The sequence below is a fragment of the Natronoglycomyces albus genome (assembly GCF_016925535.1).
Lineage (GTDB): Bacteria > Actinomycetota > Actinomycetes > Mycobacteriales > Micromonosporaceae > Natronoglycomyces > Natronoglycomyces albus.
Genome location: NZ_CP070496.1, coordinates 3349004 through 3361633, shown reverse-complemented (window position 1 = coordinate 3361633; position 12630 = coordinate 3349004). Strand labels below are relative to the sequence as shown.

Annotated in this window: 13 protein-coding genes and 1 tRNA gene; 4 read left to right on the top strand and 10 right to left on the bottom strand. The window is 60.4% G+C overall.

Annotation, left to right across the window (positions count from 1 at the left end):
* The first annotated feature begins 82 nt into the window (after positions 1-82).
* Positions 83-164, top strand: a tRNA-Leu gene (locus JQS30_RS14430).
* Between the two features lie 189 nt (positions 165-353).
* Here the strand turns inward: JQS30_RS14430 and JQS30_RS14425 are convergent.
* Both JQS30_RS14425 and JQS30_RS14420 read right to left on the bottom strand, forming a co-directional pair.
* The gene (locus tag JQS30_RS14425) at positions 354-887 is read right to left on the bottom strand and encodes a putative glycolipid-binding domain-containing protein (RefSeq protein WP_213170941.1); all 534 of its coding nucleotides are present in this window, start codon (positions 885-887) and stop codon (positions 354-356) included.
* Complete coding sequence (locus tag JQS30_RS14420; RefSeq protein WP_213170940.1) at positions 887-1408, bottom strand: hypothetical protein; 522 nt, start codon at positions 1406-1408, stop codon at positions 887-889. The genes JQS30_RS14425 and JQS30_RS14420 overlap by 1 nt, the downstream gene beginning before the upstream one ends.
* 36 nt (positions 1409-1444) lie before the next feature.
* Here JQS30_RS14420 and JQS30_RS14415 point away from each other — a divergent pair, with 36 nt between their 5' ends.
* On the top strand, positions 1445-1963 hold the full coding sequence (locus JQS30_RS14415) for a CGNR zinc finger domain-containing protein (RefSeq protein ID WP_213170939.1): 519 nt from the start codon (positions 1445-1447) through the stop codon (positions 1961-1963).
* Between the two features lie 296 nt (positions 1964-2259).
* Here JQS30_RS14415 and JQS30_RS14410 read toward each other — a convergent pair whose 3' ends face one another.
* Positions 2260-2934, bottom strand: a complete 675-nt coding sequence (locus tag JQS30_RS14410; protein WP_213170938.1) for a TetR/AcrR family transcriptional regulator — start codon at positions 2932-2934, stop codon at positions 2260-2262.
* A gap of 54 nt (positions 2935-2988) precedes the next feature.
* On the opposite strand from JQS30_RS14410, the gene JQS30_RS14405 reads away from it, so the two are divergent.
* Together JQS30_RS14405 and JQS30_RS14400 are read left to right on the top strand one after the other, a co-directional pair.
* On the top strand, positions 2989-4383 hold the full coding sequence (locus tag JQS30_RS14405) for a DHA2 family efflux MFS transporter permease subunit (RefSeq protein ID WP_213170937.1): 1395 nt from the start codon (positions 2989-2991) through the stop codon (positions 4381-4383).
* Between the two features lie 157 nt (positions 4384-4540).
* Entirely contained in the window at positions 4541-5416 is an 876-nt protein-coding gene (locus JQS30_RS14400; RefSeq protein ID WP_213170936.1) for a hypothetical protein, read from the top strand.
* A 91-nt stretch (positions 5417-5507) separates the two neighbouring features.
* Here JQS30_RS14400 and JQS30_RS14395 read toward each other — a convergent pair whose 3' ends face one another.
* From JQS30_RS14395 to JQS30_RS14365, 7 genes are all read right to left on the bottom strand, one after another.
* On the bottom strand, positions 5508-5948 hold the full coding sequence (locus JQS30_RS14395) for a type II toxin-antitoxin system PemK/MazF family toxin (RefSeq protein ID WP_213170935.1): 441 nt from the start codon (positions 5946-5948) through the stop codon (positions 5508-5510).
* Between the two features lie 461 nt (positions 5949-6409).
* On the bottom strand, positions 6410-7612 hold the full coding sequence (locus JQS30_RS14390; protein WP_213170934.1) for a hypothetical protein: 1203 nt from the start codon (positions 7610-7612) through the stop codon (positions 6410-6412).
* A 434-nt stretch (positions 7613-8046) separates the two neighbouring features.
* On the bottom strand, positions 8047-8517 hold the full coding sequence (gene bcp / locus JQS30_RS14385) for a thioredoxin-dependent thiol peroxidase (RefSeq protein ID WP_213170933.1): 471 nt from the start codon (positions 8515-8517) through the stop codon (positions 8047-8049).
* 96 nt (positions 8518-8613) lie between these two features.
* A complete protein-coding gene (locus JQS30_RS14380; protein ID WP_213170932.1) occupies positions 8614-9570 on the bottom strand; it encodes a hypothetical protein in 957 nt (318 codons plus the stop codon).
* A gap of 15 nt (positions 9571-9585) precedes the next feature.
* On the bottom strand, positions 9586-9966 hold the full coding sequence (locus tag JQS30_RS14375) for a hypothetical protein (protein WP_213170931.1): 381 nt from the start codon (positions 9964-9966) through the stop codon (positions 9586-9588).
* A 233-nt stretch (positions 9967-10199) separates the two neighbouring features.
* The gene (locus JQS30_RS14370; protein WP_213170930.1) at positions 10200-12101 is read right to left on the bottom strand and encodes a WXG100 family type VII secretion target; all 1902 of its coding nucleotides are present in this window, start codon (positions 12099-12101) and stop codon (positions 10200-10202) included.
* Entirely contained in the window at positions 12098-12586 is a 489-nt protein-coding gene (locus JQS30_RS14365; RefSeq protein ID WP_213170929.1) for a hypothetical protein, read from the bottom strand. Before JQS30_RS14365 ends, JQS30_RS14370 begins: the two co-directional genes overlap by 4 nt.
* Between the last annotated feature and the right edge of the window lie 44 nt (positions 12587-12630).

Genomic DNA, 12630 nt, shown 5'->3' with positions numbered 1-12630 from the left:
AGAGCCAGCTGTGCGGGGGTCACCCGGGTATGGCACACTTATGAGCGGATTTTGCCGCACCGCTTTGGTGAAGTCTTTGCTCGCGCGAGTGGCGGAATTGGCAGACGCGCAGGATTTAGGTTCCTGTGTCTACGGACGTGAGGGTTCAAGTCCCTCCTCGCGCACAGACGGAAAACCTGTCGGGTAGCCCGACAGGTTTTTTCGTGCCCGGGGTGTGGTTGTTGGCCGCATGGTTGCCCACGCGAGTTTCGGTGCTGGTGTCCGATTAACGGACGTGGGCCAGCTGGGGTTCGGTAAGTCCCTCTTACGCACAGAGTGAAGGCCCTGCCGACAGGGCCTTTATGGTTGCCGTGTCACTCCATGGCCCACAGATGGGGATAGTTGATGACGAGGCCGTCGTGGTCGACGTCCAGGTCGGCGCGAAAGCCTTCGGACTCGTAGCGGTAGCCGGTTTCGAGGCGGGTGTAGCGCTGTTTGGAGACGGTGAAGTCCAGCTCGGGTGTGAACCGTAGATAGATGGCCCGAATCTGAGCTGTGGCTCCTACCGCGAGGTCGAGGCGACGGATGGGGAGTGTGTTGGTGAATGGCGTCAGGGAGATGTCGACGTCGGTGCAGTTGGTCAAGTCGGGGCGCGCACTGCCGTTTTCAAACCAGTCTCCGTGTTCGTCGTGGGTGAGCGTACGGCGGTGGTGTCCGTGGACATCCACAGCGAGTGATTTGGTGCGCCAGCTCGGGTCGGCTTCGATTCGATAGGCCAGCCGGATCGGTCTTCCTTTTAGCGCGGCGAGGATAACGCCGTCGGCGATGATCTGGCCGGCGCTGAAGCGAAGATCTAGATGCTCGCAGCCCGGCCACTCGCGGGCAGTCCACATTACTTGACGGTTCATCAGTGGTCCTTTATGCGACGGGCAAGCATGTCCTGTTCCAGGCGCCAGGTGCCCTCAGGGTCTTGGATTCGGCCCTGCCAGTGGAAACTGTCGGGAGTGATGTCAGTGAAGGCCCAGTTCAATGGGCTGCCGTCAACGTCGCGACCCTCGAGGCGGATACCCTCGTCGGTTGCCTTGGCGGTCAGGAAGATCCGGGTGCCCGACACCGCGCCGAGCCAGAAGACGCTCCAAGTCTCGGTCGTGGCGTCGTAGTGCCGCAGGGATGTGCCGATGCCCCGTTCGCCTGGGTGCGCGCTACCGGCACGCGGGTAGGTGAGGACGTCCTGGATGGCCCGGCCATCAAGTACCCAGCCAAACGACCAGGTGCCAGATTCGTCGACGGACACCTCGCCCGCCGCGTCGAAGAAGCGGACCCGCAGGGTCCAGGTTCCGATGAACTGGCCAAAAAGCGACAATCCGGGTTCGAGGTCGGGGTGAGGACCCTGAGCATGGAGTTCCGTGAGTGCGTAACCATCTATCATTTACATAGGTTAACAGGTTGGCGGTATGATCGTACAGTGGTTAACAGATCGAATGGCCAAGCAGCTCCAGGGGACCTCGAGGCGGTGCGCCTCCTGCTCAATACCTGGCTGATCCCCAATGACACCCGCGAACCCGAGGATCATCTCGACGCATATGTTGAGCGTTCAAGCGTGCCGCGCTCACAACTTAGTCAACTTAAGGCGCTGCGAGATGACCTTCGTATGGCAGTCGAACGAGCGGGTCCAACCGCCGAGGTCGTGAACCCATGGGTCGAGCGATTGGCGATTCAACCGCGCGTGGCGGAGGAAGAACTGAACTTCGGCCACGAAGCCGGCCTGGCCGGAGATCTGGTTTGCGCGGTATTGGAGGCAGTCGCGAGCCGGCACTGGCACCGACTCAAAGCCTGTCCCGATTGCCGTTGGATCTTTTACGACCACAGTCGCAACGCTAGCAAGCGCTGGTGCAAGATGACCGCGGGCGGACCTGACGGTCGCTCATGCGGCAGCATCGCCAAGGTCCGTGCCCACCGCAAGCGGGTTCGCTCGACCGAATAGCACGATCAGCAACGCACACACAGCGACATCTGGCGGGCTAGTGAGGTCGGGGTCTGGGACCGGCTCAAGGTGATGTTGCGGGTCGAACACCATGGGGGAGGGGTGATCAAGCCGCAGGCGGTGTGTCTAGACGGCTGGCTTGTTCGCGCCAAGAATAAAGGGGGCGCTGGAGCCAGCTCGGAAGATCGTGGGCGGCGGGCCCCCAACATCACCTGGCGGGCGATGCGACCGGTATCCCGCCGGGCATCACACCACCGCAGCTGGGAACCTCCCCGCCATCACCACCTCACACCGCTCTATGCGGACGAGGGCGCGGTGGTGGCAGGTAAGGATGTGGTCGGCCGTTGTGCCTCAGCGGGCACGCCGAAGGCGGCCAGAAAGGTGTCGACGGCGTCTTTAACCGGATCGTCCAGTTCCTCATCGCTGAGCACCCGACGGCCGAATCCGCTGAGTACTGGCGCGTCTGAGGTGACGAGGGCAATGAGTTGCCGGGCTGCCCTTTGTGGATTCGACAGTCGCAGGTAGCCAGTGGTCGCCAGTTGGGCCAGCTTCCCCGCTAGGGCGTCGACGTTCCGGGAATGGTTAGTGCTGCCGTCGACGAGTTCGGGGAAGCGATGTCCTTCGGTCATTTGCAGGCGCATGACTTTGGATCCCTCTTCATGTGCGAAACAGCCGACGAGCTGGCGTCCGACGTGTTCGAGTTCGGCGCGAAGATTACTGGGTTCTAGGTCGAAAGAGTCGATTGCCGCAAGCACCCGGGCCCCCGAGCGTCTGATTCCACGGTTGACCGCTTCGGTGAACAAGGTCCGTTTGTCGCCAAACCGGTTGTAGATCGTGGGTTTGGCTACTCCGGCTCGGTGTGCGATCTCCTCGATTTTGCCGTTATCAAAACCTTGCTGTGCAAACACTTCCAGAGCCGCAATCAGAATCCGTTCTGCCTTGTCGGGCTGGGTGCGAGAAGACACGGTCATGGGCTAATTGTACTGGTCAGTTGGCAGACTTGAACTCGCGTGTATATTTTACCCATGAGTTCAAATAACAAAACCCATGAGTTCACTAAGGTGGTTTCACCGGAACCCACCCTCATGCGAACCGCGTCGGTCCTCATCCCCGGCGGGTTGCTCGCGCTGTTGAGCACAACGGTCGTCGGAGTGACGATCCCCGACGTTATTTCCGACCTCGACACCAACATCTCCTCAGCTCAGTGGGTAGTTACCGCATATCTCTTGGCAGCGGGGCTAGGAATCGCCATTAGCGCATGGGCTAGCGTGCGATTCGGGGTGCGCACAACCTGGATGGCGGCGTTGGGATTGTTCGTGCTGGGCGCTCTCGGCAGCGCTGTGGCTCCCACGATCGAAACCTTTGTGATCGCCCGCGCCATTCAGGGATTTGGAGGGGGAGCGCTGGAGCCGATCATGTTGACCGTTTTGGCGCGAGCGGCTGGTCCCCAACGCATGGGTCGTGTCATGGGGATGGCGGCCGCCGTCATGTCCATCGGGCCGCTGGCAGGCCCGGCGTTGGGTGGACTCGGCATGAGTACCCTGGGCTGGCGTTGGATCTTTGTCGCATCAGCAGTGGCGGGAGTCGCGATTGCGATCGGTTCGGTGATAGTTCTCAGCGAAGAACCAACCAAGGCCATCAAACTAGACCTTCCAGGCTTGGTTCTCGTGGCAGCGATGACAATGCTGGGAATGCTTGGCTTTAGCCGGGCTTCAACCCCCGCCGGATTCGATATCTGGGCTGTCTGCCTCATCGCCGCCGCCGGGATCGCGCTCATGGCGTTCGTGCAGTGGGCACGTCGACAACGTGACCGAGCGATCGTTGATATTTCGACTTTTCGCGTTCCCGGCTTCACTCCGGCCATCCTGATCATGACTATGACCGGCGCTACGGTCTATCCGCTGTTTTTTGGTCTGCCGCAGCTCTACCAGGAAGTCATGGGAGTCAGTGCGATGACAGCGGGAGCTTTGATGATTCCCTATGGGATCGGAAATCTTATCGCCATGCCGCTGGCAGGCCGGCTCAGCGACATGATCGATGTTCGGCACCTGGTTTGGTCGGGCACTGCCTCAACTCTCCTGGGGCTCGTTGCGCTGCTCGTGGCCGGCCCGCAAGCTTCGACTATCGCGCTGTTGGGCTCCTCCTTTCTCCTTGGCCTCGGGGTCGGCGCAATTGCCAGCCCCACTGCGGCGGAGCTGTTCCGCGTCCTTCCGGCGAGACTGGTCCCCTCCGGCAGCAGCACCCTGTTCATTGCCAACTTGTTGGGAGGGGCGCTAGGGGTTTCCATACTCACGATCATGATTGGAGGGCACTCGTGGTCCGCCGAGGTCGGAACGAGCCCATTGTGGGTTCCCGCCAGTGCGATAGCGGGAATCGGAATCATTGCGAACTGGATGGGCCGGGCTGCCTCCCGAGCGTGAGCGTCACGAGTGGTCGGATCCAGTGCTCAGGGCGGCCTTTCTCGCGAGAACTGAAAGATTGACAAACGTGAATTCTGTCGTGAATGTGACTCTAGTTTATGGTTGGGGCGATTGCGTGTCGCCGCGAACTTTATAGAGTTTCGCGTAATTTCGAATCATGGTCACGTACAAACACGAGATGCCCCTGAGCTTCTTGCGCGATGACCCCGCTATGGGGCCCGCGTTGGTTCAGCGGCTATTGAAAATCGACCTTCCCCAGTACACCTCAGTCAAAGCTGCTTCAGAGGCCTTGACCACAATGAACCCTGCGGAGCTCACTTGCGATGCGGTTAACGTCTGCTACGACTCCGCAGGGGAAGCCGTCGCAGCGGTCATCGTTGAGGTGCAGCTGAGGCGTGACCGGTTTAAACCGGGCGCGTGGCTGAGCTATTTGGCCAATCAATGGCGTCGTCACCAGGTCCCCACCCATGTGATCGTGCTGTGTTTCGATCGGGCAACGGCTGCGTGGGCCAAGACTCCTCTGTCTATAGGGCACCAAGATTTGGTTTTTGCGCCTTGGGTAATCGGCCCCGACGAGGTTCCGGTGACGACTGAATCGTTGGCGGGGTCCGATGCCTTGGCGCTGACCTTTTTGTCGGCACTCATGCACGGGCATGACCCCGCACATGCGGCAACCATCATTCCTATTTTGGACCATGAATTCGGAGGACTACCTAATGATCGCGCCGTTGAGTACGCTAGTAATGCACTTCGCATCTTGCCGGAGGCCGCACGCATGGTAATGGAGGGGATTGTGAAACTGGAACAGTTCGACTACCACCGTGAACTCCTCGGAGATGCCGCCAACGAAATCGAGGCTCGCGGGGAGGCTCGCGGAAAGGCTGATTCCTTGCTATTGCTCCTGGCCAGCCGGGGTCTCACGCTAAGCGAGAGTCAGACGCAGAGCGTCCGCGAATGCACCGACTTGCAAAGGCTTGATGAATGGATTAAGCAAGCCATTACCGCTGAGAGCCCGGACTTCCTCGATCAATAATGAAATGTCCGCCGCACGGGTCTAGACGTGCGGCGGACAGTCAATTTAGGGCCAATGCGGTGAAAGGCCGAGCTAATCGGCTCGGAACGTTTCACGAGCGTTCGTCGTGATAAGCGCGAACAGCATTCCACGCTTTCGCATCCAGCGTTCCAGCCTGGTTCTTGAACATCTTGGGACTCAAGAGGATTGGTCGCAAATCCAAGAAGCTATTGGATTCGGCCTTGGGGTCCCAGTCCTTCGTCGGAATCTCGACATGGTCGTCACGGTGGGAATAATCCTGGCTGGTGATCTTGAGAATCCGGTAGTTGCGCGAGTTGTAGCCCAACACCAGGCACGGCCGGATTTTCGAATCGGTTCCGTCGGAGAAGGGAACATCAGCCCACCAGATTTGCTTCGGTCGCGCCTCACCAGGGGGCTTCGGAGCCGAGGGCGTCGGCCCACTCGGGCGCGGTACCTCGGCTCGGCGTCGGCGGGCAAAGAGCCACCACGCCAACGCTGCGATGAGGGCGACCGCGATAGCGGCTAGCAACATGTTCTCTCCGAAAGTCGAGGTGTCGTTTCCCAACACGGGAATTGCGGGCCAGGCACTAGTATCGCCGGGTACGCAACGTAGTTCACCGCTCGACAGGCAACATGGCCTCAAATCTGTATCTTTGCGTCTACTGTGCTGCTGATGGTTTCGAAACTCCCAGGCAAGGATCTCGACGCGACATGTATGCCACGCAAGGCAAGAGCCGGACATCTGACCCGAGCATCATGCCAATGGCGCTACCGTAGAGCTTCTATCAGGTTTCTCTTCCTACTGCGGTGGTGTGCTGCCGCGCCTGGCCGCGTTGTCAGCCCTTGCCCATACCCGTTGGGTATGAACAAGAACCTCCGCCTCCCCACGCACTGACAGCACACCGTCCTCGCCAAGGAAACAAACCTGATAGGAGCTCTAAATAAGCCTCAACGGCCTCATTTGGCGCGCAAGCTGCCCGAGGTCGCGCAGGGTCAATTCTGCTCGATCCATAGGCGCGGCTGAAAGTGCGTCATTTCCTCCGAAGCAATCTTGCGGACGAAGTAGACACTGCCCCGCACCGACAGCGACGCGCAGCCATCTACTGGCACCGTAACCGTCTCAAAGCGGCTGATGACGTCCTCGGCGTCATCCTGGTCTGTATCAACATCGGGACCGGGACGTCCGTCCACCACGACTTGTATTTGGTGTTCTCCGGGCGTAAGCGGGTACCACCACCGGCCCCAGGAAGCGGGCTTCGGGGTGCCGTCGATCCACAATTGCGGAGGCAAGGCCGATTGCGCGGCCAGTTCGTCCCAGCGCGGCGGCACGAACTTGTGAAAGGGAACGGTCGCTACGTGCCGATCCAAGTGAAAGTCGATAATGACGCCCGGCGTGTTCTTTGGCCCCTGATGGTCGCCGCCCAGGAAGACCGGAGCCTGACTGTCAACGGTTCCCCAGGGGAATGGTTGTGGGGCGGGGCGTTCCCATGCCGCATGCAATGCGGGCTTAGACCGGTTCATCGCCCACGAACCCAGCACCTCCAGGCCGACCACGAGGGCGAGTGCCCCGGCCAGGCCGAGCAAATAGACCGCAAGGCTGTGCCCGATGACTCCCGTGACGGCCGAACCGATCAAGCTGACCAGCACCCCAATGGCCGCCCAATAGCGGAAACGGGCATGCCACGTGGAGGGGGGAATTGCCTCATCGAGGCTGGGAGAACGCCCTAGGACCGATTCGTCATCTGAGTCATAGCGGTAGCCGATGAACTCGCGGCAGCCTGACTTCAGGTCCACCACAATGCTGTGACTGTGGTTGTCCTGCACCTCCACCACGTGCCGCCCGGCGGGCAGAATCACTTCGGCGCGCCCGCGCCCCAGCGAGACCACCTCGCCGTTGACCAACAGCAGCGGCAAACCCGATGAGGGCAGGAGGATCACGTCGAGAACGGCATCGCGTTCGCGGTTGGACGTGTCCGGCTCCAGGCGGCTCGAACGGTCCTTCGCCAGCTCATCTGGACCGGTGACCGCGGCGGACAAGGTAGTGGACAGCGCGATGATCTCATTGCTGATGGGGGAGTAGTGAGGGGCGAACCGGCGCACGTGGTCGCGATCGGAATACCACTTATTCACGCTCTTGCGTCCGCCAGGGCGGATCTTCTCTGGCGGAAGTGGAAGGTCGTTGTGCTGGTCGCGCATTATGGTTGTCTCTCGCACGGTGTGGGTCAGAGGGGTGGGACGCAGGCAGCGGGCGAGGAGGAGGACTCCGCGAGCCGCTAGTTTCGGCCCAGGGCAACCCCGGCAGTCCGGTGGTGCGCGTGAGTGCCCGCCGCGCTGCGGACAACCAAACGATCGCGCGTCACCCCTGAAAGGATCACTACCGAAGAGTACAAGCAAAGACCGCCGCTGGCGCTGATTGAGACCGCATGTTTATCGGGCGTATCCGAAATGAAACCCCAGCTTGCGGCCGTCATATGGCTACCCAACGTTGTCGCGGGTGGCTCAAATCTCGAACGCGCCCGGTGTCGGACGGTGAATCCGCAGGTGGCACTACGTCTCGAATGCCCCATTTGCGAAAAGAAAAGCGTTGCGGGCCCCGATAGGGCACCGCAACGCTTCTGAATAGTGTCACCTTAGGCGACGTTGAGTTCCTTGCGCAGTCGCTCGACATGGCCGGTGGCCTTGACGTTGTAGAGAGCCTTCTCGATCTTGCCGTCCTCATCGATGACGAAGGTGGAACGGATGACTCCTTGCACTACTCGGCCATAGTTCTTTTTCTCCCCGAACGCGCCATAGGCTGCGAGGACTTTCTTGTCCACGTCTGCCAGCAGCGGGAACGTCAGCGCGTCTCGCTCGACGAACTTAGCCAACGACTCAGGGGAGTCAGGAGAAATACCCAGGACGACGTAGCCCTCCTTCTGCAGCGAAGCCAGCGAGTCACGGAAGTCGCAGGCCTGCTTGGTGCAGCCGGGCGTCATGGCCTTCGGGTAGGCGTACAGGATCACTTTGCGTCCCCGCAGGCTCGACAGTGCCAGCTCATCACCGGTGTCGGTCGGCAGGGTGAATTCAGGGGCCGCGTCCCCCTCTTGCAGCTTAATACTCACGGTTACGTACTCTACCGCCTCTAGCTGGTAGTTTGCTCGCCTGTTCCTGGCAAGAGCCTGAGAAGTGTCTACGGCTGGGTTGCAAAGTGGCTTGCTTTATTGCGGGGCCGTGGGGACCGGCATCGAAGCCGGTGTGTTTGGAGCGGAATTCTCCACGTTGCTTTGAGCGCCTTCGGCTGAGTTTGTGGCTGGGTCCTCGATCACATCGGTGATATCTTCATCTGCTTCTGGAGCCACTAGCGGTGGCAGAACCTCCTCGATGTGTTGGCCCTCCAAGAACAGCAGCGCTCGGTCGAGGTCTTCGGCAACATCAGATGTCGCCTCCTCGACGGCTTTCTTGATGTCGGAACATTTCTCGACAGTCTGTTCCATGACGTCCCACCAGTTGTCCCCGGACACATCGGTACTGACCGCGTCGATGAGCTGGCCCGCAGTCTTCACTGCTATCAGGATGCGTGCGGCGATAATCAGCGTGCCCCCTGGAATCGCGGCAGTGAGGGCAAGAATCGCGTTTTCGGCTATGATCGCGACCAGCTTGGCGCTATTGGACTGCCGGGAGGCCGTTATACCCTCAATCGCTTCGATGGTGCTATCGAGAAGGTCGAGATATTTCTTCCGAGCTTGATTGATGACGGCTTCGTGTACTTCGATAATGGTGGCCAATGAGCCGACCGCCTCGTATCTGGTCAGCAAGGCCTTATTGAGGTCCCTCAGATATTCGTTGCGGAACTTGTTGCCAGTAGGTCCCCGCCAGTCGGTGAGTTCGTCATCGATAATGCCGGTCGGACTGAATCGCTCCGAAAGAACGAAATCATTCATGGTGACCATGACTTCGTTTCGCAACTCTCGCAAGATAGGACGCGTCCCGTTGGAGATCGCTCCCAGCTCCCGGAAGTAGTCGTAGTACCAGTTAAAGCGACGGAGGAGCAGTTCGGATTCCTCAGTGCGAATTCCGTGGATTACCGACCAGCCGAGGTTGTCCTCGGTAGCCTCCCGAAACTGATCGTAGGCGTTTTCAGTGTCGGAGTAAAAAAGCTCATCGTTGGTAGGCATGTGGTGTCTCCTCCACTACTTCGGATCAAAGCGTTCGGTGATCTTACGGAGGGCGTTGCTGACTTCGACATCGTCTTCGTCATAGGCATCAGCTTGCCGCTTTAGCTCAGTGGCAGCCCCACCAATTCGGGTCATAGACGTGAGGCTGGTGTTGGTGAATTCCCGCAACGCGGTACTCCATTTCTCCTGCACTTCGGCAAAAGAGGGAGCTGGACCTCTTGGATTGGGCACTCCAAGAACTGTGCTCTCTTTGGAGTGAAACGCTGCGCCGGTGTATCTATGCACGGCCTGTAGTTGATTTGTCGCGTCATATATCGTCTCGGAGATGTCAGGAAGGTTCTCGCGTGCAACCTTGCGCATCTCCTCAATCGGGTAGTCATAGCCGTCGTCGCTCATCGGTCTCCTGGTTTCTACATGCTGGTGAATAGGGGGAAGTGGAGCAAGCCTTCGGAACTCGCCTCCGGGTTTCCATTCAAGGGCGGGTGTGGCCATTGCTGCTCGAAACAGCGTGTGTTCGGGATTTGGGCTCAGCACTGGTAATTAAGTTCCAGGAAGGCGGGAAATAAGCCGCCTCACCCCAGATAAGAATGTCACTTGTGCGCGGACGAAATCGAGGTTCACACGAACCCCTACCTGTCTCGCCATTGCTTCTGGCTCCAGCGCTGGTCGATATCTGCCTGCTTTTGTTCTTCGAGCCAGAGGTCATACTTCATTTCCCAAATAAGTACGTCCTTTGGGTCGTTCGAATCGGGTCCAACGTCGGGGTCGAATTCCATCCAGTTGAACTCAGTCTCCATCAGGTCGACGCCACTGTTCATACCGTCGTCCGGTCTGATGTCTGGCACCTGAGCCGCAGCCGCTCCACGTGCCTTGTCGGCCTTCTTTTCCTCGGATTTCTGCTTGGAACCACCGTGGTTGAGAAGACTAAGGCTGGAGCTGCCCTTGCCCGACGGATTGCCTTTGGCGTTGGTGAGACCATCGGCTTTCTTACTGGCCTCGACGGACTTGGGAGTCTTCGTATCGGTGGATGTGGACTTCGCTTTGCCGCCACGGCCTTTTTTCGCACCCCCGGCTGACCCGCCCTGGGTTCCAGCTCCGGCCATCATGGGCATCATGCCCCCGCCGGTGCCACGGGCACCAGTAGAACCACCGGACCCGGCATTGCTGGACAGGCCGGACGTGCCGCGAGATCCCCCAGCTGTCCCAGTGCCAGAGTTGCCAGAGGACGTGCCGGAACTGCCGAAAGCCGAACCGGGCACGCTGCTGCGCCCCGCCGCATTCGGGGAGCTCCCGCTGGATGAGGAACTGCCCCCCATGCGGGACGAACCGCCGAAGGCGGAGCTCGCACCGGATGCGGTGGTACCTGGAGCCGGTGCGGTTGTGGCACCACTGGGACCACTGCCTGGGAGCGCCGCGCCTGTCCCTGGTGTGCCTGAGGCGAGGCCGTCGGAGTAACGAGGGCGGTCTCGTGGGTCTTCGGAGGGCGAAGGGAATGACCAATTGGGCGACTCCGTTGGCGGGGGAGCCGCAGCGTCTCCTGAGGGCGCAGCGGGGCCTGGGGTCGGCCATCCGGGTGACGGCTGAGGAGACGGGGACGATGGGCCCGGGGATACCGGATTCGTCCCAAAACCCGGTGAACTCGCCCCTGGAGCGGGCCCGCCGATGATTCCTTGGTCGGGGCGAGGCGGCTGCTGGCTCACGGGTGGGGTCGGATTGTCAAAACCGATCCCGGGTGGGGGCGAAGCCGGTTCTGGTCCGCCCCATATCCCTCGGTCATCCACCGGCAACCAATTGCCAATGCGGTCCGGGGGCGAACCGGGATAAGGCCCACCGTCGGGATAAACCGGAGTTACCCCTGGCGTGGGCGGGTTCTCGAACCGGTCGGCGATCGCTGGCGGCACACTGTCGACAAGGTAGGGCCCACCGACGATGTCCTCGGCGGCTGGAGACTGCCCCGCCCCCGGATAGCTTGGCGCGCCTGGCATTTCCTGGCTCGGCACGCGCGGTGGCTTCTCGCCGTCCATCCAGTACTGGTAGTCGTCGGCAGCTTTGGCCACGATCTGAGCTAGCCGATCGTGTCGGGGCTTGTTGTGTGATTCCAGCAATTCACGGGCCGTCCCGAATGGGTCGTTCCCAAACTCGCGCAGATATTCGGAGGGGTCGAGGTTGTCGTTGGGGTCGGCCTTGTTCGCCGCTTCCTCTTTCGCCCAGCGGGCGGTGGATGCGATGTATTTAAGGGTGTCGTCGGTATGGCGCATTTCGGCTTGAGTGGCGGCCATGTACTCGCGCAACAGGCCGACGCGGCGCTGAAACTCCGAGGCCGCCGCGCCTTTCCATTGGCCCATCAGTCGATCCAGTGCCATCGACATATCGGACTCCGCTTGCGCGAGGACTTCTGCGGACACTTTCCACCCATCGGCGATAGTCTCCACCGCGTCTGGGTCGGCGGACATGATCGACGCGAATAGCTTCTCGTGCGGCAGCTTGCGGTAGTGCTCGTAGCCTTTTCCGCTGCCCTGGGGACTGCTCACGGGGTTGGCTCCACTTCGCTGGGGGCCGTCGAGGTGATCTGGCGTTTCTTTCCTCGCCTGATCGCGTCGATCTCATGCTCGATGTTTTGGTGCTCGGCACGCAAATGGTCTTCGGTAGCCGCATAGCGTTCGCGGGAGTTCTTGGCTACATGCCCGCATACCTCGGTGCCCCACAATATGCGGCCGATCTCGTCTCTGCGCTGGGCGAAGACGGACTCGCGATAGCGGCGGTTGACCTCCACCGCGTCCTCGAAGGTGCCGATTGGTAGCGATGTCATGTCGGCATTCACCGCCCGTGAGGCGAATCCGGGCAGCACGGAGAGGTCCCGTTTCTCCAGCGCGTGGTCTACCTGTCTGAGTACTGACAGCAGCTCACCCATCTTTTGGTTGAAAAGGTCGAGCTCAGCTAGGTCCACGACCACACCCGAGGCGGCAAGGTCGTCAGCGTTTAGGACAAATTGGGCAGGGGAATCTGGGGTGCTCATGGTTTCCCTTTGCTGCGTGGAAGTCTGGGGTTGGTCTCTAACTG